At 69.2% G+C, this 25,207-nt stretch carries 23 protein-coding genes; 8 read left to right on the top strand and 15 right to left on the bottom strand.

Going from position 1 to position 25,207, the window contains the following annotated elements:
• Positions 1 to 12 precede the first annotated feature (12 nt).
• The gene (locus tag LRQ07_RS03890; protein ID WP_232762495.1) at positions 13 to 1,299 is read right to left on the bottom strand and encodes a sugar ABC transporter substrate-binding protein; all 1,287 of its coding nucleotides are present in this window, start codon (positions 1,297 to 1,299) and stop codon (positions 13 to 15) included.
• A 149-nt stretch (positions 1,300 to 1,448) separates the two neighbouring features.
• Between LRQ07_RS03890 and LRQ07_RS03885 the strand changes: the two genes are divergently transcribed.
• From LRQ07_RS03885 to LRQ07_RS03870, 4 genes are all read left to right on the top strand, one after another.
• Positions 1,449 to 2,705, top strand: a complete 1,257-nt coding sequence (locus LRQ07_RS03885) for an LCP family protein (protein WP_232762496.1) — start codon at positions 1,449 to 1,451, stop codon at positions 2,703 to 2,705.
• A gap of 29 nt (positions 2,706 to 2,734) precedes the next feature.
• Complete coding sequence (locus LRQ07_RS03880) at positions 2,735 to 3,595, top strand: spermidine synthase (protein WP_256535887.1); 861 nt, start codon at positions 2,735 to 2,737, stop codon at positions 3,593 to 3,595.
• A 111-nt stretch (positions 3,596 to 3,706) separates the two neighbouring features.
• Positions 3,707 to 4,234: a hypothetical protein gene (locus LRQ07_RS03875; protein ID WP_047520763.1), complete on the top strand. Its 528-nt coding sequence runs from the start codon at positions 3,707 to 3,709 to the stop codon at positions 4,232 to 4,234.
• Between the two features lie 46 nt (positions 4,235 to 4,280).
• Positions 4,281 to 4,769, top strand: coding sequence for a SprT-like domain-containing protein (locus LRQ07_RS03870; RefSeq protein ID WP_256535886.1), 489 nt, complete (start codon positions 4,281 to 4,283; stop codon positions 4,767 to 4,769).
• A 7-nt stretch (positions 4,770 to 4,776) separates the two neighbouring features.
• On the opposite strand, the gene LRQ07_RS03865 is transcribed toward LRQ07_RS03870, so the two are convergent.
• The 11 genes from LRQ07_RS03865 to LRQ07_RS03815 form a co-directional block, all read right to left on the bottom strand.
• Positions 4,777 to 5,199 (bottom strand): DUF3054 domain-containing protein, encoded by a 423-nt coding sequence (locus tag LRQ07_RS03865; RefSeq protein WP_232762498.1) that lies wholly within the window; start codon positions 5,197 to 5,199, stop codon positions 4,777 to 4,779.
• 66 nt (positions 5,200 to 5,265) lie between these two features.
• Positions 5,266 to 5,925, bottom strand: coding sequence for a 2-phosphosulfolactate phosphatase (locus LRQ07_RS03860; RefSeq protein WP_256535885.1), 660 nt, complete (start codon positions 5,923 to 5,925; stop codon positions 5,266 to 5,268).
• 18 nt (positions 5,926 to 5,943) lie between these two features.
• On the bottom strand, positions 5,944 to 7,404 hold the full coding sequence (locus LRQ07_RS03855) for an ABC transporter permease (protein ID WP_256535884.1): 1,461 nt from the start codon (positions 7,402 to 7,404) through the stop codon (positions 5,944 to 5,946).
• A complete protein-coding gene (locus LRQ07_RS03850) occupies positions 7,401 to 8,162 on the bottom strand; it encodes an ABC transporter ATP-binding protein (RefSeq protein ID WP_248539769.1) in 762 nt (253 codons plus the stop codon). The genes LRQ07_RS03855 and LRQ07_RS03850 overlap by 4 nt, the downstream gene beginning before the upstream one ends.
• A 92-nt stretch (positions 8,163 to 8,254) precedes the next feature.
• Complete coding sequence (locus LRQ07_RS03845; RefSeq protein WP_256535883.1) at positions 8,255 to 8,890, bottom strand: response regulator; 636 nt, start codon at positions 8,888 to 8,890, stop codon at positions 8,255 to 8,257.
• Positions 8,887 to 10,065, bottom strand: coding sequence for a sensor histidine kinase (locus tag LRQ07_RS03840; protein WP_232762501.1), 1,179 nt, complete (start codon positions 10,063 to 10,065; stop codon positions 8,887 to 8,889). The genes LRQ07_RS03845 and LRQ07_RS03840 overlap by 4 nt, the downstream gene beginning before the upstream one ends.
• Positions 10,066 to 10,126: 61 nt before the next feature.
• Positions 10,127 to 10,918 carry a class I SAM-dependent methyltransferase gene (locus LRQ07_RS03835; protein ID WP_232762502.1) on the bottom strand — a complete coding sequence of 264 codons (792 nt, stop codon included), beginning with the start codon at positions 10,916 to 10,918 and terminating at the stop codon, positions 10,127 to 10,129.
• A 35-nt stretch (positions 10,919 to 10,953) separates the two neighbouring features.
• Positions 10,954 to 12,108: an AMP-binding protein gene (locus LRQ07_RS03830; RefSeq protein WP_256535882.1), complete on the bottom strand. Its 1,155-nt coding sequence runs from the start codon at positions 12,106 to 12,108 to the stop codon at positions 10,954 to 10,956.
• Positions 12,109 to 12,121: 13 nt separating this feature from the next.
• Complete coding sequence (locus tag LRQ07_RS03825; RefSeq protein WP_131491783.1) at positions 12,122 to 13,042, bottom strand: 1,4-dihydroxy-2-naphthoyl-CoA synthase; 921 nt, start codon at positions 13,040 to 13,042, stop codon at positions 12,122 to 12,124.
• Between the two features lie 47 nt (positions 13,043 to 13,089).
• Positions 13,090 to 14,088, bottom strand: coding sequence for a permease prefix domain 1-containing protein (locus tag LRQ07_RS03820; protein ID WP_256535880.1), 999 nt, complete (start codon positions 14,086 to 14,088; stop codon positions 13,090 to 13,092).
• Position 14,089: 1 nt separating this feature from the next.
• Positions 14,090 to 14,422 carry a PadR family transcriptional regulator gene (locus LRQ07_RS03815; RefSeq protein ID WP_232762505.1) on the bottom strand — a complete coding sequence of 111 codons (333 nt, stop codon included), beginning with the start codon at positions 14,420 to 14,422 and terminating at the stop codon, positions 14,090 to 14,092.
• Positions 14,423 to 14,551: 129 nt separating this feature from the next.
• Between LRQ07_RS03815 and LRQ07_RS03810 the strand changes: the two genes are divergently transcribed.
• A complete protein-coding gene (locus LRQ07_RS03810) occupies positions 14,552 to 15,535 on the top strand; it encodes an o-succinylbenzoate synthase (RefSeq protein ID WP_256535879.1) in 984 nt (327 codons plus the stop codon).
• Positions 15,536 to 15,633: 98 nt separating this feature from the next.
• Here the strand turns inward: LRQ07_RS03810 and LRQ07_RS03805 are convergent, their stop codons facing one another.
• The gene (locus LRQ07_RS03805; RefSeq protein ID WP_134353058.1) at positions 15,634 to 16,257 is read right to left on the bottom strand and encodes a TetR/AcrR family transcriptional regulator; all 624 of its coding nucleotides are present in this window, start codon (positions 16,255 to 16,257) and stop codon (positions 15,634 to 15,636) included.
• Positions 16,258 to 16,388: 131 nt separating this feature from the next.
• Between LRQ07_RS03805 and LRQ07_RS03800 the strand changes: the two genes are divergently transcribed.
• The 3 genes from LRQ07_RS03800 to LRQ07_RS03790 all read left to right on the top strand — a co-directional run bounded on the left by LRQ07_RS03800 (position 16,389) and on the right by LRQ07_RS03790 (position 21,924).
• Positions 16,389 to 19,244 (top strand): efflux RND transporter permease subunit, encoded by a 2,856-nt coding sequence (locus tag LRQ07_RS03800; protein ID WP_256535878.1) that lies wholly within the window; start codon positions 16,389 to 16,391, stop codon positions 19,242 to 19,244.
• Positions 19,241 to 21,214 carry a YhgE/Pip domain-containing protein gene (locus LRQ07_RS03795; RefSeq protein ID WP_256535877.1) on the top strand — a complete coding sequence of 658 codons (1,974 nt, stop codon included), beginning with the start codon at positions 19,241 to 19,243 and terminating at the stop codon, positions 21,212 to 21,214. The genes LRQ07_RS03800 and LRQ07_RS03795 overlap by 4 nt, the downstream gene beginning before the upstream one ends.
• Before the next feature lie 119 nt (positions 21,215 to 21,333).
• Complete coding sequence (locus LRQ07_RS03790) at positions 21,334 to 21,924, top strand: 2'-5' RNA ligase family protein (protein ID WP_256535876.1); 591 nt, start codon at positions 21,334 to 21,336, stop codon at positions 21,922 to 21,924.
• 3 nt (positions 21,925 to 21,927) lie between these two features.
• Here LRQ07_RS03790 and LRQ07_RS03785 read toward each other — a convergent pair whose 3' ends face one another.
• Positions 21,928 to 23,433 carry a leucyl aminopeptidase family protein gene (locus tag LRQ07_RS03785; RefSeq protein ID WP_256535875.1) on the bottom strand — a complete coding sequence of 502 codons (1,506 nt, stop codon included), beginning with the start codon at positions 23,431 to 23,433 and terminating at the stop codon, positions 21,928 to 21,930.
• Between the two features lie 55 nt (positions 23,434 to 23,488).
• Entirely contained in the window at positions 23,489 to 25,150 is a 1,662-nt protein-coding gene (locus LRQ07_RS03780) for an AbgT family transporter (protein ID WP_256535874.1), read from the bottom strand.
• Between the last annotated feature and the right edge of the window lie 57 nt (positions 25,151 to 25,207).

Below are 25,207 nucleotides of genomic sequence, written 5' to 3'. Positions count from 1 at the left end.
AGGGATGCTTCCTTACTGGTTGAGCAGTTCGGTCATCTCGGCGGCGGCGTCCTTCGTCGCGGTGGCGACGTCCTTCTGCCCGCTGAGGATGGCCTGGATCATGGAGTTGGTCGTCTTCTTCGCCTGCACGGCGCCGAAGTTCGGGGTGACCGGCACGGATGCGCCGCCGTCGACCATCTGCTCGGCGAACGGTGCGACGAGCGGGTCGGTCGAGGAGAGGGCCTCCTCCATCGCGGACTGCACGCCCGGGAAGTAGCCGGTCTCGTTCGACCACTGCTCGGCGAACTCACCGGTGGTGACGAGCTTCACGAACTCCCACGCCAGGTCGGCGTTCTTGGTCGTGTTGAAGATCGAGAGGTGCGATCCGCCCAGCACGGACGGGGCGATGCCGCCGTCTTCGCCGGGGATGACCGCGGCGCCGATCTTGCCTTCGAGCTCGGGGTTCGCCTCGATGAGCGAGTTCGGCGTCCAGGAGCCGGAGAGCATCATGGCGACGTTGCCCTGCGTGAACGCGTCGCGGAGGTCGGTCTCCTTCCAGGTGGTGGCACCTGCGGAGGAGAAGCCGTGCTCGGTCGCCAGGCCCGTGTAGAACTCGATGCCCGCCTGCGACTCGGCGCTGTCGAGCTCGCTCGTCCAGGTGTCGCCGTCCTTCGTGGCGATCTCTCCGCCGGCACCCCAGACCCAGGGGTAGACCTGGAACTCGGCGTCACCCGGAACCGGGAACGGCAGCATGTCGGGCTTGGCCGCCTTGATCGCGTCACCCGCGGCGACGATGTCGTCCCACGTCTTCGGAGCGTCGAGACCGAGTTCCTCGAACACGTCGGCGCGGTAGACGAGCGAGCGGACGCCGGCGTACCAGGGCATGCCGTAGAGCTCACCGTCGTAGGTGCCGGCGACCTCGAGGCCCTCGACCAGGTCGCCGCGCAGGTCCTTCTCACCGTCGACGTACTCGTCGATCGGGAGGAGTGCTCCGGCGTCGGCGAACTCGGCGGTCCAGGTGGTGCCGGTCTCGGCGATGTCGGGGGTCGTGCCACCGGCGATGGAGGTCACGAAGCGATCGTGAGCGTCGGCCCACTGGATCTCCTCGATCTTGACCGTCGCACCGGTCTCCTTCTCGAAGGCTGCCGAGACGTCGTCGTAGAAGGCGGTCGCGTCGGGGTTGGTGCCCTTCATGATCCAGACGGTGAGCTCCTTGCCCTCACCGTCGGCCGAACCGGTGTCGCTGCCGCCGGCGCAGCCGGCGAGGGCGAGCGTGGCCACGGCGCCGAGCGCCACGGCCGAGAGAATGCGCTTGTGCATTGCGGGGATCTCCTCTTTGAAAGTCCTGGAAAGCATCGGGTACTCACCGGGGGTTAGGAAAAAGTATCCACGACTAACTAATTCCCTGCAAGTTGCTCCCACAATCGTCATGTGGCCGTAACATCAGCTTCCCCCGGTAGGCTCCCCGGATGGTTCGCCGCACTCCTGACAAGGACCGTTCGACGGTCGCCCGCCACGCGACGCTCCCCTCTCCCGGGCCCGCCAGAGGTTTCCTGAAGATCGCCGGGATCACGCTGGGCGTCGTGCTCGTCTCCGCGATCGCCGTCGCCGCTTTCGTCGTGACCGACTACTTCAACCGATTCAACGACGGTGCCGTCACGCTGGAGGGTGCGCCGGAGGTCGAGCCGCCGTCGATCAGTGCCTACCCCGGCGAGTTCAGCATGCTCATCATCGGGACCGACGAGTGCGGTGCGGTGTCGACGGGCCTGCTGGGTGAGCGCTGCTCCGAGGCTGACGGCGGAATCCTCAACGACGTGAACCTGCTCGTGCACGTGTCGGCGGAACCACGCAAGGTCACGGCGATCTCGCTCCCCCGCGATCTGATGCTCGAGACGCCGGAGTGCACCCTGCCCGATGGATCCGTCGCCTCGGCCACGAGCAAGACGCAGATCAACTCGATCTTCCAGCGGGCCGGACTGTCCTGCGTGGCGAAGACGGTGACCGAGCTCACGGGCATGGAGATCCCCTTCGCCGCCAAGATCGATTTCGACGGCGTGATGGAGGTGACCGATGCGATCGGCGGCGTCGAGGTGTGCATCGGCGGCGACGGCATCCGAGACAGCCACACCGCTCTCGACTGGGCGCCGGGCCCCCGCACCGTCTCCGGCTACGAAGCCCTCCAGTTCATCCGCACGCGGCACGGCGTCGGCGACGAGAGCGACATGGCGAGGGTGTCGAACCAGCAGCAGTACATGTCGCGCCTGGTGAAGAAGATCATGAGCGACGAGGTCCTCACCGACCCCGGCAAGGTGCTCGGCCTCGCCAACACCGTCGTCGACAACATCGACCCGAGCGACCAGCTGGCCAACCCGGTGCGTCTGGCGCAGCTCGCCCTCTCCATCAAGGATGTGCCGTTCTCCGAGTTCGTCTTCGTGCAGTATCCCGTGTTCGAGGACCCGGACGATTCCGACCGCGTCATCCCCAACCGCGAGGCTGCCGCGACGATCTGGGATGCGCTGAAGGCCGGCCAGTCGGTGCAGCTGACGGGCAAGGCCAGCAACAACGGCGGCGTCGAGCTCGTCGACCCCGCGCCGGGAACCGATCCGGAGGCACCGGCGACCGAGACGCCCCCCACCGGGACACCCTCGCCGCGTGCCACGCTCGACCCGGCCATCTCCGGCCAGACGGTCGAGCAGGAGACGTGCGCCAACGGCAAGCTGCGCTGAGCCCCTCCCCGGAGCGTAGGCTCGTGCCCATGGGCCGGACGAGATCGCGCGACACCGAGCACCCGCAGGCCCGACTCGATCATGGGAGCATCGCCGGTGTCATGCCGTCGGAGTTCACCACGGGCTTCGAGCTGATCGTCGACGGCACCCCGCAGTCGCACGTCGACCTCGACGACCCGACGCACCTGCACTTCGAGTACATCGTGCGCATGGGGGCGGTGATCGACCAGCTCGCCGCAGGCCCGCTGACCGCCGTGCACCTCGGCGCCGGCGCGATGACGATTCCCCGCTACATCGAAGCGACGCGCCCCGGCTCCCGCCAGCAGATCATCGAGTTGGAGGCTCCGCTGGCACAGCTGGTCCGGGAGCACCTCCCGCTGCCGAAGGGCGCCTCCATCCGGATCAGGATCGGCGATGCGCGGGCGGGCGTCACGAAGCTTCCGAACGCACTGCGGACGAACTGCGACCTCGTCGTCTCCGACGTCTACTCGGGAGCACAGACGCCCGCGCACCTCACCAGCGTCGAGTTCTACCGCGAGCTCGCGGAGCTGCTGGCTCCCGGCGGCGTGCTCCTCGTCAACGTCGCCGACGGTCCCGGCCTCGCCTTCGCCCGGCGCCAGACGGCGACGATCGCGGAGGTCCTCCCGGAGGTCGCCGTGCTCGCCGACACCCAGGTGCTCAAGGGCAGACGATTCGGGAACCTCGTGATCGCGGCGTCCGCCGCTCCCCTGCCGACGGAATGGCTGCCGCGGATTCTCGCCGCCGGCCCCCACCCCGCGAAGATCGCCCAAGGCGCCGAGGTCGAGACGTTCACCCAGGGCGCCCGCATCGTCACGGATGCGGATGCCGTCGCCTCACCGCGTCCCGACGCCTCGCTGTTCTTGCGCTGAGCCGGCCGATCCGGCACAGCGACGACGCCGGATGCGGCGACCAGGGCGCGCCGCCGGGACGACCCCGCGACCGGAAGGCAGACTGGACGGGGACGCTGCGGAAGGAGAGCAATGAGTTTCATCCGGGGATACGACCAGGAGACCCTCCGCGAGGTGGTCGATCTCGACGAGTGCGCGACCCGTCTCGCGGAGATCGAGGGGCAGCGGAGCCTGCCCGCACTGCTGGAGCGGGTCTGGCTGTTGAAAGTGCTCGACCGCCTGGATGAGGCGCTCGCGCTGGCCGACGAGACGGTCCGCCAGGCGCGCATGGCCGGCACCCGCAAGGACGTGCTCCGCGCTCGCGTGCTGCACGCGACGATCCTGCAGTATCGGGGGGCGCATGCTGCTGCCGAACAGGAGCTGGCGACCTGCGCGACCGAGGCCGAGGGACAACGGTGGCTGTCGATCGCGGCCTTCGCGTATCAGCACCACGGCAAGAACGCCTACGACGCCGGGGACTTCGAGACTGCCCGGGAGAGCTTCAAGCAGTCGCTGTTCCTGCGTCGTGAGTCCGGTGCACAGGACAGCGAACTGGAGACCGCGCTGCTCGCGATCGAAGCGGCCGAGCGGCATCGTCCCTCACAGCTCATCGCGGGCTGAGTCCTCCCGCGACCGCGATGTCGGTCGCATGGCTTACCCTGATCGCATGGCGGAACTCGACCGTGTGCGCGTCTGGGGCGAAGCACTGATCACGCTGCATCTCGATGACAGCTGGTCCTTCGGCTTCGACAATGCCAAGCGCCGTGCCGGGCAGTGCGACTACACGAAACAGCGCATCACGGTCTCGCGCTATCTGGCCGCGCGGTTCGATGACGACGAGATCCACCAGGTGCTGCTGCACGAGGTCGCGCACGCTCTCGCCGGTCACGCGGCGGCGCACGGACCGGCGTGGAAGCGCGTCGCGCGCGACCTCGGATACGTCGGCGGCACGACGCACCACGGAGAGACCGCCATCGAGCTCGCCCCCTGGGTGGGAAGCTGTCCCGCGGGTCACGTGACGTACCGCCACCGCCGACCGACCCGCCCCACATCATGCGCGCGTTGTTCGCGCACCTACGACGCCCGACACCTGTTCGCCTGGACGCGGCGCGAGATCTCGTCCGACGTGCGTCTCGCCGCGCAGATGCCGCGCTGACCGCGACTCAGGTGACCGGGTCGCCTGGGTCACCCTGCTCGGTCGAGTCCGCGAGGTCGTGGTGAGGGGCGGCGCCACGTCGGCGGCGAAGCAACGCCGCGATCCCGCGCCAGCCGACGAGGAACGCGCCGAGGACCAGCGTCGCGACGATGATGAACGGCACCTCGGCGGTGTCACCGCTGAGCACGCGGATGAGCATTCCGCCTGCGACCGTCACGATCCACACGACCACGCCCCACAGGACGGACCACGGGCGGCGCGGCCTCCCCGGGAGCAGAGCGGCGAGGAGATGCCCGAGGAGCACCGCGATCAGGAAGGGCCAGGCGGTGAGCAGGAACCCGGCGGGGTTCTCATCATGCGAGGCCCGGCCGATCACAGCGAAGACCAGCACGAGCACGATGTCGACGATGACGGCAGGGAGGTACCTCATGCCACGACCCTACGTGCCCTGAGCCGAACCGGAGCCTCCCTCGCCGCACGAGTCCGCGCCGGGGGATCAGGCGAACGGGACGAACGCCCCCGCCCGCAGCACCGGGACGACGTCGACCGCGTCGAGCGCGGCAGCGTCCGTCGTCGACGTCGGCACCAGACCGGCTGCCTCGATGCGGGTGGTCGCCTCGACGCCCCCGGCGAGCTCGCGCCCTGACCCGCTCGCGCCGATCATGTGCCGCAGGGCGCCTCGCAGGGCACGGAACCCCTCGGCAGCGACCGCCGCATCCGGGGCCGTGTGATCGATGCCGCGATCCGAGAGGGCCAGGACGATCGCCCCCGCGCCGAGCTGGTCCTCGACCGCGAACCGCAGCGTTCCCTGCGCATCGGCCTCCCCCGCGGCGATGATCGCGACCGAGGTGCGCGCCTGCCGCCGCTCCTGGAGCGTCTGCACCGCACGTGCCACGGCAGAGGCGTTGCGAACACCGCCGATCAGCACGGTCGCATCCGGTGCTGCCGCCGCGGCCACTGCCGCGCCGTTCCGCGACCAGCGCTCCGCCTCCGCCAGCACGACCTCCGTGCCGGACACCACCGCATCGATGACTGTGGAGGAGAACCGCAGCACATCCACGACCACCACGATGTCAGTGGGGGCGAGGCGGGCGAGGCCCGCGGTGCCCCACTCGAGACGAACCTGATACGTGGACTGATCGAACGGCGACGGCATCCGACCAGCCTAGAGGCGTCAGTCCGCCGCGAGCGCCTCCACCGGAGCCACCCGCGTCGCCAGGCGGGTGGGCGTCGCCGCGGCCACGAGGGTGAGCACGGCCGTGGAGGCGACGATGATCACCACCGGGATCCACGGGATCTGCGGTGCCACGAGGCCGGCGGGGACGAAGTCGGGCAGGGTCGGGACGGATCCCAGGAGCGACTGCGCGGCGATCCAGCCGTACACGATGCCCAGCACGAGTCCAGTCAGCGTCGCCGCGACGGTGATGTGCGTCGCCTCCAAGAGGACCATCCGCCGCACCTGCCCGTTGGACAGACCGATCGAGCGCAGCAGACCGAGTTCGCGACGGCGCTGCACGACACCGATCGTGAGCAGGTTCACAAGGCCGACAGCGGCGATCACGGCGGAGACGGCCACGAGCACCATCATGATCGCGGCGAAGGCGTCCATCGGGGCGAAGAACTCGTCGGGGACCTCTCCCGTGACCTGGCTCATCATCAGACGCTTCGCGGACTCGAGCGCGACGGCGAACATCGTCACCAGGGTCACCCCCATCACCACGCCGATCGCCATCCGCGACGAGCGCTCCGGATACCGCAGTGCGTTCTCGGCGGCGAGTCGCGCGGTGGCACTCGACCCGAACATCCGCCCCACCAACCGCAGCACGGGCGGCATGAACAGCACGGAACCGAGGGCCAGGCCGGTGAACGAGAGCACCCCACCGAAGAAGGCGACCACGACGCCGAGGGGCGTCATGAGGCCGACCACCACCCCACCGGCCAGCAGTGCCGCACCGGTGAGGAGCAGGATCCACGCGCCGATGTGTCGTCCCTTCGTACCCGAGACCTCCTCGTGCGTGCGTTCCACGGCGCCGCCGAGGGCCTGCAGCGGGGTCACCGAGAGCACCCGTCGCGAGCCGGCCCAGGCTGCGGCCCAGGTGGTGAGCGCCACGCCGACCGCCGGAAGCGCCACGAACGGCTGCGCGAGAGAGAAGGAGGTCGGGACGTTGTCGAGGAACCGGGCGCCGACCTGGACCCCGATCGCCGCCAGCACGAGTCCGGCCAGAAGGCCGAGTCCCGCACCGATCAGCCCGACCACGAGGCCCTGCGTGCCCACCTCGGCCCGCTGCGAGCGCGCCGTCGCTCCGATCAGACGGAGGAGAGCGATCTGCCGGGTGCGCCCGGCGATGATCGTCGAGAAGGTGTTCGCCGTGACGATCGCCGCGACATACATCGCGACCACCGTCAGCAGCACCGACAGGAGCGCGACGACGAACGCGAGCGTCCCGCTGTCGCCGATGAACGGGTCGGCCTGCAACACGGCGCCGATGTATGCGGTGATCTCCACGAGGAGCACCCCGAACGCGGCCGACAGTGCAGCCACCAGGATGCTGGCGCCCATACCGCGATCACGCAGCCACGCCAGACGCGGTCCGGTCGCCCGACTCTCGGGGACGACCGACGCGACGGCGGTCACGCGGCCACCTCCGCGGCGAGCATGTACGCGGAGATCTCCTCCGCGGTCTGCCGAGGGTGGTCCGCGACGATGCGGCCGTCTCCGAGGTACAGCACGCGGTCGGCGTGACTCGCGGCGATCGCGTCATGCGTGACCATCGCGATGGACTGCCCGTGCTCCCGGCTCGCCGTGGCGAGCAGACGCAACACCTCTCGGCCTGTCTTCGAGTCGAGGTTCCCGGTGGGCTCATCCGCGAACACGAGGTCGGGCGCGGTGGCGAGAGCGCGGGCGATCGCGACCCGCTGCTGCTGCCCGCCCGACAACTGATGGGGCCGGTGGTTCAAGCGCGAGCCGAGGCCGAGGCTCTCGATGAGACCGTCGATCCTGGCGCGTTCGATCGCACTCGGACGCCGGCCGTCGAGCTCGAACGGCAGCATGATGTTGGCGCGCGCGTCGAGCGTGGGGACGAGGTTGAACGCCTGGAAGATGAAGCCCACGCGACGGCGGCGCAGGATGGTGAGGTCGATGTCACCGAGCCCGGTGATCTCGGTGTCGCCGATCCACGCACGGCCCTCCGTGGGGCTGTCGAGCCCCGCCATGATGTGCATCAGGGTGGACTTCCCCGAGCCGGAGGGCCCCATGATCGCGGTGAACTGTCCGCGGCGGATGCCCACGCTGACATCGTCGAGCGCACGGACGGTGCCCTCGCCCGAGCCGTAGGTCTTCTTCAGGTGCTGGACGCGGGCGGCGAGCCCCATGTCGGTGGTCGTGATCTCCATGCCTCCGACGCTATTTCGGCCGCTGCCTGCGGGTCATCGCCCGGGCGGATCATCCGCGTACATCGCAAGGATGATCCGTGCTCGACCGACGGTCAGGCGAGGCCGTGCTCGAACGCGAAGACCACGAGCTGCACCCGGTCGCGCAGCACGAGCTTGTTGAGGATGCGGCTGATGTGCGTCTTCACCGTCGCCTCGCTGAGGTATTCCCGGCCGGCGATCTCGGCGTTCGACAAGCCGCGTGCCGCGAGCGCGAAGATCTCTTTCTCGCGGTCGGTGAGCGTGTCGTACTGCGGAGGCACCGGGCGCGGCGCTTCCGCGAAGTGCGCGAACAGGTCGCGCGTCGCCGCGGCCGCGATCACGCTCGATCCGGAGTGCACCGTGCGGATCGCGGCGAGCAGGAACTCAGGATCGGCGTCCTTGAGCAGGAAGCCGCTCGCACCCTGCCGGATCGCCCGGGCGGCGGCCTCGTCGAGGTCGAACGTGGTGAGCATGACGACGCGCGGAGGCTCCGGACGGGTGAGGATCTCGGCCGTCGCGGTGAGCCCGTCCATGACCGGCATCCGGATGTCCATCAGCACCACGTCCGGCCGCGTCGCCCGCACGACCTCGAGAGCCTCCCGCCCGTCGCCCGCCTCGCCGACCACTTCGAGATCGGGCTGCGAAGCCACGAGCATGCGGATACCGGCACGGAACAGCGCCTGGTCGTCGACGAGCACGACTCTGATCATTCGGCGGCTCCGATCGGAAGCGTGGCATGGACGACGAACTGCGCCCCTCGACGCTCGGCTTGCAGACTACCGCCGACGAGCTGCGCCCGCTCCCGCATCCCGATCACGCCGTGGCCCCCGACACCGACGGCAGCGTCGCGCGACACCGTGTTGCGCACGTCGACGTCGACACGGTCCGCGAGCCACGCGAGGTGGACGTCGACCGCGCCGTCGCCGTGCCGGATCGCGTTCGTGAGCGCCTCCTGCAGGATGCGGTACACCGCGAGCTGGATGGCCCCGGGCGGCTCCCCCGGGGGCATGGGATCGACCGTGACCCGCGGCTCGATCCCCGCCTGCCGGACCTGCGCGAACAGGGCTTCGAGGTCGGCGAGGGTCGGTTGCGGACCGTCGCCCTGCCGGTGTCGGAGCTGCGTGAGCAGCATCCGCACATCACTCAAGGCTCCGCGCGCGGTCTGCGCGATCGTGCCGAGTGCCTCGGTCGCCATCTCGGGTTTCGCCGCTGCCGCATACCGTGCACCGTCCGCCTGCGCGATGACGACGGCCAGGGAGTGGGCGACGATGTCGTGCATGTCCCGCGCGATGCGCACCCGCTCCTGCTCCTCGATGGCGAGCGATTCGGCCTGCAGCTGCGCCGCACGGGTGCGCCGCGCGCGCAGCACGACCCGCCACAGCAACCCGCACACCCAGGCGAAGCCGAGGGCCATGACCGAGATCACCAGCAGAAGTGTGCCCGTCGTCACCTTCTCCCAGCCGCTGCTTGTGCCGAAGGCGACACCGTTGACGACCACCATGTACAGCGCGGCGATGAGGCCGCCCAGAAGCGCGGACCCGAACCCCCACCAGAGCACACGCCGAGTTCCCCAGGCCGCCGTGGCGTAGAGCACGAGCAGGATCGCGATGTCGATCGGCACCGGCCCGAATCCGGCCAGCATCTGGAGGATCGCGCCCGCCCACGCCGCGGCGAGGGCGAGCCCGGGCGCGAGTCGCCCGATCGCGACACCGCCGAACATCAGGACGGCGGCGAAGACCACGGCCACGACCGCCGCGCCCCCGAGCGCGCTGTTCCCGGTGCCCGGACCGTAGAACACGATCGACATCGGGACGAAGATGAGGAAGAGCAGCGCCGCCCCGACGATGTCGAGGATCAGCGCCGTGCGGGACAGGGGGCGGATCACTCCCCCACGCTACGCGAGGGTCTGGGCGCGGGCATCCGTCGCAGGATGTATCCCCGGCTCGTCAGACGCGGGCGATGATCTCTCCGTGCGGCACGAGGTACCAGCCGTCGCCGTCATCGGCCCAGCGCTTCCAGGCATCGCTGATCTCCTGCAGCTCGGCCCGCGTCGCCAGGTCGCTGTCAACGAGCTGCCGTGCGAGTGCCGACTCGAGGATGCGGTCGGCCCACATCCCGCCCCACCAGGCACGCTCGGACGGAGAGGCGTAGCACCAGGTGGACGCCGTCGCCGTGACCTCTTCGAAGCCCGCGGCGCGCGCCCAGGCCAACAGACGTCGTCCGGCATCGGGCTCCCCGCCGTTCGCCCGCGCGGCTGCCTGGTACAGCGTCAGCCAGCGGTCGAGTTCGGGCAGGATCGGGAACCAGATGAAGCCCGCGTAGTCCGCATCGCGAGCGGCGACGATGCCACCCGGAGCGGTCACTCGGCGCATCTCCCGTAGCGCCTGCACCGGGTCGCCGACATGCTGCAGCACCTGGTGCGCGTGCACGACGTCGAAGGAGGCATCGGGGAAGCTCAGGGCGTGCACGTCCTCGATCGAGAAGGCGAGGTTCGTCAGGCCCCGCTCGCCGGCGAGCTCGCGCGACAGGGACAGTGCGTTCTCATCGATCTCGGTCGCGGTGACGTGGGCGACGATCCCGGCGAAGTCGGCGGTGATGGTGCCCGGCCCCGCCCCGACGTCGAGAAGCCGCGTCGCAGCGGTGAGGTGCGGACGAAGGTAGGCCGCGGAGTTCGCGATGTCGCGCGTGTTGTGCGAGCGGAGGACGGATTCATGATGTCCATGCGTGTACGAGGCCATGCGGTTCAGTCTGGCAGAGCGCAGGGCAGCGACACTCAGTGCAACTCGACGACGGCGCGCCGGATCGCCTCGCGGTCGGGCTTCCCGGACGGGAGGACGTCGATCTCGTCCACGAGGATCAGACGGGCCGGACGTGCGTGTCTGCCGAGCTCGTCTTCGACGGCGTCGCGCGCGTGGGCGAGTTGCTCGGACTCGCTGCGCCGCAGGACCTCGCCGCGGACTGCGACGATCACCGAGGCCTCCCCCCAGCGCTCGTCTTCCACGCCGACCACGACGGCCTCGTGAAGTCCCGCGATCCGACGGACGATGCGCTCCACCCGATCGAGCGAGATGTTGATCCCGCCCGAGACGATCACATTGTCCGCTCTGCCCTGCACGCGCACGATCCCGTCCTCCACCAGGCCCAGGTCGCCGGTGCGGTACCAGCGGATCCCGTGCTCGTCGTGGACGAACGTCCGGGCCGTCAGCGACCCGTCGCCGAGGTACCCTTCGGCGAGCATGGGACCCGCGAGGCGCAGCTCGCCGTCGACCACGCGCACCCCCACGGTGTCGAGCGGCACACCGTCGTAGACGCAACCGCCGCTGGTCTCCGTCGAGCCGTAGGTGCGCACCAGACGCACTCCGAGGTCGGCCGCCCGCTCGCGGAGGGGCTCCGGGAGCGCCTGCCCACCGACGAGGATCGCTCGATACGCCGTGAGCGCGGCACGGACCGCCGTGTCCTCCGCCGCATCGAGCAGCGTCGCGACCTGGGCCGGGACCAGCGAGGTGTAGAGGTCGGGGATGCCCGACGGCGACGAAGGGCGCATCATCTCGAAGGTCGCCTGAGCGAAGGACTCCGGCGAGAAGCGGCCTTCGATCCGCGTCGGCTGGGTGCCGGCGAGGATCGAACGCACGAGCACCTGCAGCCCCGCGACATAGCCGGCGGGGAGGGCGAGCAGCCAGCGTCCGCTGCCGATCCGCGCCGCGGTGGCCTCGGCGCTCGCCCGCAACGCCTCACCGCTGAGCGCGACTCGCTTCGGGATCCCGCTCGACCCGGACGTCGCGATGACGGCCGCGATGCCGTCGGCCACCCCCTCGGGCGCTCCGGCGACCATCCCGAGTCCCAGGGCGGGGCCGCCGTCGAACGCGCGCTCCAGGGCATCCCGCAGCTGTGCCGGGTCTTCGGCATCCGTCGGGATCAGTGCGACCATGCTGCTCTCCGGCTCAGTAGTGCCAGGGGAAGGAAGACCAGTCGGGATCGCGCTTCTCGAGGAACGAGTCGCGGCCCTCGACGGCTTCATCGGTGCCATAGGCCAGGCGGGTCGCCTCCCCGGCGAACACCTGCTGTCCCACCAGACCGTCGTCGACGGCATTGAAGGCGAACTTCAGCATGCGGATCGCCGTGGGCGATTTCGTGAGCACGGTGCGGGCCATCTTCAGCGCTTCGCGTTCGAGTTCGGCGTGCGGGACCACACGGTTCACGGCGCCCATCTCGTACGCGCGCTGCGCGGAGTACTCCTCGGCGAGGAAGAACACCTCACGCGCGAACTTCTGACCGGTCTGGCGGGCCATGTACGCAGACCCGTAGCCGGCGTCGAAGCTGCCGACATCGGCGTCCGTCTGCTTGAAGCGGGCCTCCTCCGCGGATGCGATCGTGAGGTCGCAGACCACGTGCAGCGAGTGCCCGCCTCCGGCTGCCCACCCGGGGACGACGGCGATGACGACCTTGGGCATGAAGCGGATGAGGCGCTGCACCTCGAGGATGTGCAGACGACCGACCGCGGCACGGCTCGCACCGTCGACGACCGCTGTCTCGGCGTCCGAGTACTTGTAGCCGTCACGACCGCGGATGCGCTGGTCGCCACCGGAGCAGAACGCCCAGCCGCCGTCTTTCGGGCTCGGGCCGTTTCCGGTGAGCAGTACCGCGCCGATGCGGGCATCCTGCCTGGCGATGTCGAGGGCACGGTAGAGCTCGTCGACGGTGTGCGGGCGGAACGCGTTGCGCACCTCCGGACGGTTGAAGGCGATGCGTGCGACTCCGCCGTCGTGCGAGACGTGCGCAGTGATGTCGGTGTAGCTCTCGGCCCCGGGCGCGAGCACCCATTCGGCCGGGTCGAAGAGGTCGGAGACGAATGCACTGGTCACGGCATCCAGCCTATTCCTCGGCCCGCTCGGTGCGGGATTCCGTGATGTCAGGCGCGGCGTGCGCGCACCGTCTTGATCCAGCCGTCGACGATGTCCCAGCCGACACCGATCGCGACGCCGAACCCCAGCAGCACGGCGAGGATGCGGAAGACCCCGCCCTCCTCGGCGGATACCGCCTGTCCCGCGGCGAATCCCTCGCCGCCCGCGGCGGCGATCCGCGCGAGTACATCCGGATTCACGAGCTGATTCGTGAGCAGGAGGACGACGACCCAGAGAAGGAACGACAGAGCGAGGATCGTGTTCGCCACAGCCAAGCCGGTGGTCCATCTTCCCGTGCGGAACAGCACGACGGCGAAGACGGCCTCCGCGGCGATCAGGAGGAACAGGACGCTGATCCCCCACGGCCACAACTGCGGGTCGACGACCGGCACGACGGTGCCGTCCACGATGACGAAGCCTCGGAAACGGTCCCAGAAGAGGGCACCGACGGCGACCCCGAGGAAGACGAGCGATGCGATCAGATCGCTCCTCCCCGCCGCACCCTTCTCGGCCGGCTCCGGGAGCTGATCGAGATCCCACTTCTCGATCGCCGTCGCGCTGTCGCTCCGGTCGAGAATGACGAACACCAACGTGGTCCAGAAGCAGATGTGGAGGATCGCGCCTCCAGCGGCGAGGATCGACGAGGAGATGATCTCGCCGACCGGAGCGCCCGAGATGGTCTGCCCGAGCGCGACCGCGCCGAGGACACAGACCGGAACGATGATCAGCAGCAGCTTGAGCAGCCGCCACCAGGTCAGGTAGAACCGGGGACCGATGAGGTACAGCGGGCGATCTGCATAACCGGCGGCGAGGACGCCGGGGTCGCCGAGCTCGGTGAGCACCGCGCGCTCGGCATCCTCCGGTGCGTCGCCCTGGTCCACCCGCGCCTCGATCGCATCGGCGATGGAGGCCTCGAGCTCTGCACGGACGTCGTCCTGGGCGTCGGGACGGAGACTGCGGATCGTGGCACTGATGTACCGCTCCGTGAGCGTGGTCGTCGTGGTCATGTCAGTTCTCCTCTGTCGTGAGAGAGGTGATCGCGGTCGTGAGTGACCGCCATTCGTCGGTGAGGGTGTCGGCCAGGCGGATGCCTGCTTCGGAGGTGCGGTAGAACTTGCGCGGCCTGGCTTCCTCGGTGTTCCACTCGCTCGTGAGGTATTCCTGCTTCTCCAGACGGCGAAGCAGCGGATACAGCGTGTTGGCGTCCGTCGCGAAGCCGCGGCGCTCGAGTTGCTCGAGAAGCGAGTAGCCGTACCCCGGCGTACGCAGCAGCTGCAGGCAGGCGAGCACCACCGTGCCGCGCCTCAGTTCCTGCAGGTGCGTATCGAGCGTCTCGTTCATGTCGAACACATTACTGTGTGTCACACACTATTGGCAATGGCACATCGACAATCGAAGCGCGGTGCCGACCTGACGACTCACCCGGACGACGAACACCGGCCCGCATGCTCCACGGAGCAGAATGGGCACATGATCCCGCCGCTCGCAGACCTGCTCGACTCGGCCAGGGTCGTCGCCCTCCCCCTGCACAGTCGCTTCCGCGGCGTCGATGTGCGCGAAGCGCTCCTCTTCGAAGGACCGGAAGGCTGGGCGGAGTTCTCACCGTTCGTCGAGTACGACGACGTCGAGGCCTCGACCTGGCTCGCCGCGGCGATCGACTTCGCCTGGCGCCCCCAGCCTGAACCGCTCCGTGATCGGATCGGCGTGAACGCGACCGTCCCGGCGATCGAGGCCGGCCGCGTGACTGAGCTGCTGTCGCGTTTCCCGGGGTGCCGCACGGCCAAGGTCAAGGTCGCCGAGCCGGGGCAGACCCTCGCCGACGACGTGGCACGCGTCCGGGCGGTGCGCGAGGCGATGGGGCCCGAGGGACGCATCCGGGTCGACGCGAACGGCGCCTGGAACGTCGACGAGGCCGAGCACGCGGTTCATGCCCTCGGTGAATACGACCTGGAATACGTCGAGCAACCCTGCGCGACGGTTCCGGAGCTCACGGAACTCCGCACGCGCGTGAAGTACATGGGCATCCCGGTCGCCGCCGATGAGAGTGTGCGGAAGTCCTCCGATCCACTCGCGGTCGCCCGCGCCGGTGCCGCCGACCTCCTCGTGATCAAGGCCCAGCCACTGGGTGGCATCACGCACGCCCTGCAGATCGTCACGGCTGCTGGACTCCCGGTCGTGGTCTCGAGCGCGCTGGACACCGCGATCGGCCTGTCCCAGGGAGCCGCGCTCGCCGCTGCCCTTCCGACGCTGGACTACGACTGCGGGCTCGGCACGGCGTCGCTGTTCCTCGACGACGTGGCCGACCTGCGTCCGGTCGATGGCTCGATCCCCGTCGGACGCGTGTCCCCGGACGCCGAAGCACTCAGCCGCCTCGCCGCCTCGGACGAACGCCGCGAATGGTGGCTCGCCCGCCTCGCCCGCTGCCACTACGAGCTGTCCGCCGCCGCGCACTGACCGCGCGCACCGCCGACACGCCAGATCTCGGGCACTTCCGCGGGTACGGTCCGGCATCTGGCGTGTCGGCCGAGGATTGAACGAGCGGACCGGGACCCCTACAACTCGATGAACAGCTGCACGAGCCGCCCGAGCTGCTCGCTGCCCGAATGCCGCAGCTGCGCGTCGTCGAGCCCTGCCATCGCACCGCGCACGGTCAGTCCCTCCCAGAGGATCATGAGCATCCGCGCCGCCGTCTCCGCAGGCAGACGCAACTGCAACGGCCCCGCCGATACGATGTCCTCGATGATCTGCGCGATGCTCCCGACCATCTCGCTCTCCTGAACGAGATAGGCCGCGCCGAACTCCGGGTCACGCAGTGCACGGATACGGATCTCGCTCATCAGCATCACGCCGAGGCGGTCATCGCCTCCGAGCTCCATGATCTGCTGGACGAGCTCGATGGGGTCGCAGCCCTCGGCGAGCGCGCCGTCCGCGGTCAGCTGCTCCACGCGCGCACGCACCGCGCTCACACGCACCTCGGAGACGCTGGCCGCCAGCATCAGGAAGAGTTCGTCCTTGGATTCGAAGTTCGAGTAGAACGCGCCGCGAGTGAACCCTGCACGCTCGCAGACCGCCTCGACGGAGGCACCGTCGAGTCCGACTTCGGCGAAGACCTGCGCCGCCGCCTCCAGCAGACGGGCACGCGTGTTCTCGCGACTACGGGTTGCGGGTGTCGACATCGAAACCTCCTGACCCTTCACTCTCGCACGATTCACACCCCGCACACAGACTCACCCGTGCGGGTCACCTTACGATACATCTATGTATCGGATACACCTGTGTATCCACCCCGCACCCTTCGGAGGAACGCGTGTCCACACTCCTGTCCTCACTCGGACGTTGGTCGTTCCGTCACCCGTGGCGAGTCCTCGTGTCCTGGCTCCTCGCGCTCGGCATCGCCGGTGCCGGTGCCCTCGTGCTCGGCGCAGGCACGGACAACACCTTCTCCATCCCCGGAACCGAGTCCCAGGCAGGTCTGGAGCAGCTCTCCCGGTCCTTCCCCCAGGTGAGCGGCACGAACGCGCAGTTCATCGTGGTGGCCGCCGACGGCGATCAGGTCACGGATGACGACTACCGCGACCACATCGAAGAGGCCGTCGACGAACTCGCGGACCTCGACGGTGTCCTCGCGGCCACCTCGCCGTACGACGAGATGGTCAGCGGGATGATCAATGACGACGACACCGCGGCGATCGCCCGTGTGCAGTTCGACGGTGAGTCCACGGATGTCTCGGACGACACGAAAGAGGCGCTGCGCACGGTCGTGAGCGACCTGGACTCGGAACTCCCGGACGGCGCACAGACCTCCCTCGGTGGCGACCTCTTCGCGATCTCGATCCCGGGCGTCACGCTCACCGAGGCGGTCGGTCTGCTCATCGCGCTGCTGGTCCTGATCGTCACCTTCCGCTCATTCGTCGTCGCCGGTCTTCCCCTCCTCACGGCGATCCTCGGCGTCGGCATCTCGATGGCAGGCATCTTCACGGCGACGGCCTTCGCCACGGTCTCCTCCACCACACCGCTGCTGGCGCTCATGCTCGGGCTCGCGGTCGGCATCGACTACGCGCTGTTCATCATGGCGCGACATCAGGATCAGGTGCGCGAGGGCGTCGATCCGGAGGAGTCCGCGTCGCGCGCCGTCGGGACGGCTGGCTCCGCCGTGGTGTTCGCGGGCGTCACCGTGCTCATCGCCCTGATCGGACTCGGCTTCGCCGGCATCCCGTTCCTGACGACCATGGGCATCGCCGCCTCGGTCGCCGTCGCAGTCGCGGTCGCGATCGCGGTCACCCTCACCCCCGCGCTCCTCGGATTCATGAAGGGCAGAGTGGTGGGTCGGCCGAAGCGCGCACCGAAGCCCAAGAAGACGGACGCGAGCGACGACCCCGACAGCGCGCCCGCGGCTCCCGCCCGCGCCAAGGGCAGTGCCCGCTGGGTGAACGGTGTCACCAAGCGCCCCCTCCTCGTCTCCCTCGCCGTGGTGATCGGCCTCGGCATCGTGGCCATCCCCGCCCTCAGCCTGAACCTCGCCCTCCCGAACGCCGGGGTGCTGCCGAAGGACTCGGAAGCGCGTCAGAACTACGACCTCGTCGCTGAAGAATTCGGACCCGGGTTCAACGGCCCGCTGATCCTCACCGGCACGATCGTCACGTCCACCGACCCGCTCACCTTGATGGAAGACCTCGGGGATGCCGTCGCGAAGGTGCCCGGCGTCAAGGAAGTCGCCCTCGCGACGCCGAACGAGACCGCTGACACCGGCATCGTCCAGATCATCCCGGAGACGGCCCCGGACGACCCGGCGACCGCCGACCTCGTCCGCGAACTGCGCAGCCATCACGACGAGTGGCTCGACGAATTCGGCATCGACCTCAAGGTCACCGGCTTCACCGCCGTCGGCATCGACATCTCCGATCAGCTCGGCAATGCCCTGTTGCCGTTCGGCATCTTCGTGATCGGCCTCTCCCTCATCCTGCTGACCATCGTGTTCCGCTCGCTGTGGGTGCCGATCACCGCGGCCGCCGGATACCTGCTCTCGATCGTGGCGGCGTTCGGCGTCGTCGGGGCCGTGTTCGAATGGGGCTGGTTCGCCGACCTCCTGCACGTCGCCCGGGTCGGGCCCATCATCAGCTTCATGCCGATCATCCTGATGGGCGTGCTGTTCGGACTCGCGATGGACTACCAGGTCTTCCTCGTCTCGCGCATGCGGGAGGACTTCGTGCACGACCCGGACTCCAAGAGCCCCGACCGGGCGACGCGGCGCGCCGCCGCATTGCGCACCGTTCGCAGCGGGTTCACCGGGTCGGCGAAGGTGGTCACGGCAGCCGGCCTCATCATGTTCGCCGTCTTCGTGGCGTTCGTCCCCGAGGGCGACTCGTCACTGAAACCCATCGCCCTGGGCCTCGCAGCCGGCATCGCGATCGACGCCTTCCTGGTGCGCATGACCTTGATCCCCGCGCTGATGGCGATCCTCGGCGAGCGCGCCTGGGAGCTCCCGGCCTGGCTGGAGAAGATCCTCCCCCGCGTCGACGTCGAGGGCGAGGCGGTGGAACGCGAGCGGCACCTCGCTGCCTGGCCGGGAGACGGTTCGATCGTCTCCGCCGACGACCTCGTGCTGACGGAGGCCGGGATCGACGGACTGCACCTCCGGGTCCGTCCGGGCGGAGCGCTGCTGCTGACCGGGAGCTCCGGTGCCGCGTTGCGTGCGCTGGCTCTGACGATCGCCGGACGGGTGACGCCTGACGCGGGCCGCCTCCGGGTGGCGGGGCATCTACTGCCAGGACGCGCCGCCTGGGTGCGCGCACACGTCGGCGCCTTGATCGCGACGGACGCCGGGGTCCCGGCATCCGAGCTCTCCGAGGCGCTGCGGGATCGACCCGCGGTGGTCGTGATCGACGGCGTCGAGAGGCTGCCGCTCGCCGCTCGCGATCAGATCGCCGCCCGGCTCCGGGATGCGGATGCTGCGACCGCCGTGATCCTCACGACCACCGCGCCCGAGGTCGCGCGCGACCTCCTCGCCGCCGCGGGCCGCCCCACCCCCGGCCTCCTCTCCGTCGACACCCCCGCCGAGCGTCGACACCCCCTCGAGTCACCGCATCCAGACGGGGGTGCCGACGACGAACGGGGGCCTCGACCTGAAGACGACACGACGAAAGCCACCGAGGTGACCGCATGACCCTCCCCATCGAGCGCGCCCGCTCCCGCAAACCCATCACGTGGCTCACGATTCTCGGAGTGCTGTTGCTACCTGCCGCGGTCGGCGGCATCCTGGTCGCGGCCCTGCAGAACCCGACCGAGCGTCTGGACTCGATGACCGCGGCGATCGTCAACCTCGACGATCCGGTGACCATCGACGGGCAGGTGACCCCGCTCGGACGCCAGCTCGCCTCGGGCCTGGTCGAAGGATCGGACGACCTGGACTCGAACCTCACCTGGGTCATCTCCAACCAGGACGACGCCACCGACGGACTCGCCGACGGCACCTACCAGGCCGTCATCACGATCCCGGAGGAGTTCTCCGCAGCCGCCACCTCCGCGGGCACCGCGATCTCGGACGGCGGCGGGAAGGCCGAGCAGGCCACGATCACCGTGACCACACCCGACGACGGCCTCGTCGCCGATGACCTCATCACGGGCCAGATCGCCGACGTCGCCGCCTCGACCATGGGCACCATGCTCTCCGAGGCCACGACCGAGAACATCCTGGTCGGCTTCACCACGATCGGCGACCAGATCGGCGAGGCTGCGGATGGTGCGTTGAAGCTCGCGAACGGAGCGCGGGATGCCGCGACCGGAGCCGCCGCGATCCCCGACGGCGCCACCCAGCTCGCTTCCGGTGCGGGGGAACTCAGTACGGGGGCGTCATCCCTCGCCACGGGACTCGACACGATCGCGGGCAACACGCGGGATGCCGCCGCGGGTGCTGCCCAGATCGGGTCGGGGCTGACAGCCGGGGCATCTCAGCTCCAGTCCGGAGCCGAGGACTCGAAGCAACTGGTCGACGCGATTCAGAGCGCGTCCTCGTCGGCGCAAGCTGCCGCGAGCGGATCGGCCGACCTCGCTCAGAAGCTCGGGGCCGCAGCAGCCGCGGCCTGCACGCCCCCGGTCTCGGACCAGGCGGAATGCCAGCAGCTCTCCGACCTGGCCGCGGAGGCAGGAACCGTGGCGACGGACGCTGGCACGGCCTCCGGCATCCTGAACAGCAAGAAGGTCGCCGCCGGAGTCGCGGCCCTTCCGGGGACGTTCTCGACCCTCGCCGGGCAGATGTCCCAAGCCGGCGCCGGTGTCACGCAGCTGTCGTCCGGGCTCACCCAGCTCGCGGATCAGGGCATCAGCGCGTCCGCCACGGGCGCGCGGGGCATCGCCTCCGGAGCCACCCAGCTGTCGACCGGCGCCACCGCCCTCGCCGACGGTGCCACCGAGCTCTCGACCGGGCTCGACACGCTGGCCACCGGAACGGGTGACCTCGCGGGCGGGCTGCGCACGGCCTCCGACTCGCTCCCCTCCTTCAGCGACTCGGAGTCGAAGTCCCTCGCCTCGGTGATCGCCGATCCGGTGTCGTCGAACTCGTCGATGGACACGATCTTCGGCCCGACCGCGATCCCGCTGCTCGCCGCGGTCGTGCTGTGGTTCGGCGGACTCGCGACCTTCCTCGTCATGCGCGCCCACACCGCTCGCACCCTCACCTCACGACGCTCGTCTGCCACGCTCACGCTGCGCGCCTTCGCGCCCGCTGCGCTGATCGGGGCAGGGCAGGGCCTGCTGGTGTCGTTGATCGTGCAGATCGTCGCGAGCTACGACGCCCCCGCCTGGTGGGCCTTCGCCGGCACCGCCGTGCTCGCCGGCGTGGTGTTCGCCGCCGTGAACCAGGCGCTCGTCGCACTGTTCGGTGGCGTGGGGCGCTGGATCTCCGCGCTCGTCGGTGTGCTCGCGGTCGCCACGGGTCTGATCTCCACCGTGCCCGACTGGCTGGCCGGACTCGGCGCGGTCCTGCCCACCGCTCCGGCCTTCGCAGGACTGATCACCGCGAGCGGCTCCGCGGTCGCAGCCCTGGTCGTGTGGGGCGTGCTGTCGCTCGTGGCCACGACCCTCGCCGTCGCCCTCCGACGGACCACTTCGGCGCGGGCGGTCGTCGCCGCGGCCTGAGCACCCTGCGAAAACGGAGACCATCCGCTCCCGGCCCGGCGCGTCGACTCATGACGCGCCGGGCCGGAGTGTTTCGGCCTCGGTTTTCGCATCCCCTCGACGAGACCTAGGCTCTCCGCATGCGCCGACCGTTCATGAGCACCCCCGACCAACTGGAGAGCCTGAACGGTCAGCAGTACCTCGTACTCCGGCCGACCGCGGACGTCGCAGCGACCTACCGGGAGATCCAGAGCACCGCGCTCGCGCATCTGGGCATGCCGCTGCGACACCCGCACACGGAGCACGTCACCCTCCGAGGCTTCTTCGAACCGGAGCGGCGAGAGGAACTCGGCGAGCTGGTCCGCGCGTGGGCCACGCAGCAGTCGCCCATCGAGATCATCGGCGAAGCCGTCGACGAGTTCCCCACGCCCTGGCAGATCCTGGTCGTCCGTCTCGCACGCACGACGTCACTCGTCTCCGCATACTCGTCGCTGACCGATGCGCTGGATCGCACGGATCTTCGTCGCATCGGAGAACTCGCCCTCGAGGAGTGGACGTTCCATCTGTCCGTGCTCTACGGCAAGACGCTCGACCCCGCCACGTGGGACCGCGTCGTCCAGGAGGAGGCCCGCTCCCTCACGCCACAGCCTGCCGAAGTCGTGCGCGAAGCCGAACTGGTCTGGTACCAGGACGGCGCCGAGCACGCCGAGGTGATCCCCCTCGGCGGCTGAGGCTCACGAGGTCGGCGTGAAGCTCCGGGCCGCCTCCAACAGCAGTCGCGCACCGAAACCGGTGGCACCCGCGGTGCGCCAGGAGTCGTCCTTCTCGGTCTGCATCGTCCCGGCGATGTCGATGTGCGCCCACGGCGTCTCGCCCACGAAGTGCTGCAAGAACAGCGCCGCCGTCGTGGCTCCGGCGAAGGGGCCACCGAGGTTCGCGATGTCGGCGATGTCGGAGTCGAGTTGCTTGCGATACTTCTGCTCGAGCGGCAGCTGCCACACGGGCTCGTCGGCGAGCGCCGCGGCCTCACGCACCCGGTCGACCATCGTCTGGTCGTTGCCGAAGACCGGCGCGGTCGCGGAGCCGAGGGAGACCAATGCGGCACCGGTGAGTGTGGCGATGTCGACGATCGCGTCCACCCCGTCCTCGGTCGCGAGCACGAGGGCATCGCTCATCACGAGACGCCCTTCGGCATCGGTGTTCTTCACCTCGATCGTGGTGCCGCCGCGCGCCGTGAGCACGTCACCGAGTTTGTACGCGGTACCGGACGGCATGTTGTCGGTGCACATCAGCCAGCCCGAGACCTTGGTCGAGACTCCGGCGTCGCGCATTCCGACGAAGGCACCGAGCACGGCCGCAGCACCGCCCATGTCCATCTTCATGAGCAGATGCATCGGGTCGCTGGGTTTGAGGCTGATGCCACCCGAGTCGTACATGATGCCCTTGCCCACCAGACCGAGGTGGCCGGAGCCGCCACCTTCGGGCGTGTAGACGAGCTTGATCATGCGCGGCTCCTCCACGGATCCCTGATTGACGCCGAGCAGACCCCCGCAGCCGAGATCGATGAGCGCCTGCTTGTCGAACAGCTCGACCTCGAATCCGAAACGCGCTCCGAGTTCCACCGCGATCTCGCCCATGTTCACCGCCGTCAGGTGACCGGGAGGGGTGTTCGCCAGATCGCGGGCGACGACACCGGCACGGGCAGCCGTGCGTGCGACCTCAAGTGGCCGGCCGTCCGCGCCCGGCACATCCACGGTGAACGCGGCGAGCGGGACGTGCTTCGACGACGCGTTCAGCACCGTGTACCGGTAGCGCGCGAGGAGTGCCCCTTCGGCGAGCGCTCGCACAGCCTCGCCTGCCTCCACCCCCGCGAGGTCGCCGATCCGCAGCCCCAGGGTCGCCCGACGGGGGACGGCGCGGGCGAGAGCAGCCGCTGCATCGCGAAGGCCACGCGGCCCGACATCCGCCCGATCGCCCAGACCGACGGCGACGAGATCAGGCTGACCCGCACGCGGCAGCACCAGCGAGGTCCCCGGCTCAGCAGTGAACCCCGCATCCTCCAGGCCGGCGCGGTCGAACCCGAGCTCACCCGGAACGTCCCCGTCGGTGTACACCCCGACTCCGATCGCCTCGACGTCGGAGGCGAGCTCACCGACCCGGAGATCCACGGCGTCCACGGCATCCAGCCCGGGCGTGGTCTTCAGATCGGCGGGGATCAACTTGTTGGGTCTGCGGTCCATGGGGTCTGCTCTTTCTGTGCGGTTGTTCGGATACGTCGTCCGCCGGCGATGTCGGTCAGCCGGCGATGTCGACCGGTGAGCCCGGGCCCCAGGGGATGCCGAGGAGGAACCAGACCACGTACAGCGCCGTCCAGGAGAGCAGCATCCACACCGCATACGGGATCATCAGGGCGATGATCGTGCCGATACCCGCCTCCTTCTTGTAACGCTGCGCCACGGTGACCATGAACGGCAGGTAGACCATCAGCGGCGTGAGCACGTTCACGGGCGAGTCCCCCACCCGGTAGGCGGCGAGGAGCGTCTGCGGTGCCACGTCGAGCGACGCGAAGATCGGGATGAACACCGGCGCGAAGATCACCCACTTGGGCACGAGTCCCGGGAGGATGAAGTCCAGGATCACGATCACGACGATGAACGCGAGCAGCAGGACGATGGCGGGGACACTCGCCTGCTCGAGCAGCTCGGCGGCCGAGACCGCGGCGACGGTCGGGAGATTGGTCCAGTTGAACAGCGCGATGAACTGGGCGATCATCAGGAACATCACCAGCAGACCGCCCAGACTCGCGAACGTCTTGGCGATCGCACGGACGGTGGCCGTTCCGCCTCGCAGCGTCCTCGCCCCCGCGCCGTAGGCGACGCCGCACACCAGGAAGGCGAGGGAGATGAGGAACACCAGGCTGGCCATGAAGGGCGTCGTGCCGATGATCGCGCCGGTCTCCGGGTCGCGCAACGGTGCGCCGGGTGGCAGGGTCAGCGCGAGGACCAGGGCGACGAACCCCTGCAGCGCCCAGAACGAGAACTTCAGCCCGCGGGCCTCGGCATCGTGGTCGACGCCTTCGGCCTCATCCGCGATCGTCATGTCTCTGCGGTCGTAGGAGCCCAGACGTTTCTCGGTGACGAACACCGTCACCAGGAGCGCCACCGTGGCGAGCAGGAAGGTCGACACGATCCCGAAGTAGAAGTTCTGCGTCACCTCGATCGGCTGCATCCCGGCGCTCACGAGCACCTCATTGGTGATCTCGGTGAGCATGCTGTCGCTGGGCGTGATCAGGAGATTCGCCCCGAAGGCCGCGCCGACACCGGCGAATGCCCCGGCGAGACCGGCCAGCGGATGCCGCCCGACGGTGAGGAAGGCTGCGGCGGCGAGCGGCACGAGGATCAGGTAGCCGGCATCCGTCGCCACCGACGACAGCACACCGACGAAGATCAGGATGAACGCGAGCCAACGGCGTGGGGCCACTTTCACGACGCGACGGATCATCGCGCCCATCAACCCCGCGTGCTCTGCCACACCGACGCCCGCCATCGCGATGAGCACGACGGCGACCACACCGAAGCCCGCGAAGTTGTCGACGAAGGAGGAGAAGAAGAAGCGGATCCCGTCGATCGAGAGCAGGTTGCGCACCTCGAAGGTGCGCTCCTCGATCGTGTAGTCGGGAATCTCGGCGGGCATCCCGGTGGTGGTGTCATAGATCTGCCAGTTGCCACCGAACTGCTCGTTGACCTGGGAGAACTCTTCTTTCGGAACGGGGATCACGACATCGTCGGTGACCGACACCCCGATCCACGCGAGGATCGCGGAGAGCACGGCGATGAGGCCGATCAGGTAGACGAACATGATCGTCGGATCCGGCACCTTGTTGCCGACCTTCTCGATCCAGTTCAGGAACCCTTTGTCCCCGGCATCGGGGGTGCTCGACGACTTCTCCGTAGCCATAGCCCCCATGATCCTGTCGAGCGAGAAGCTCCCACAAGACCACCCCCTAGAACTAGG

The organism is Microbacterium sp. J1-1 (genome assembly GCF_024498615.1).
GTDB lineage: Bacteria > Actinomycetota > Actinomycetes > Actinomycetales > Microbacteriaceae > Microbacterium > Microbacterium aurugineum.
This window is presented reverse-complemented; position numbering and strand designations above follow the sequence as displayed.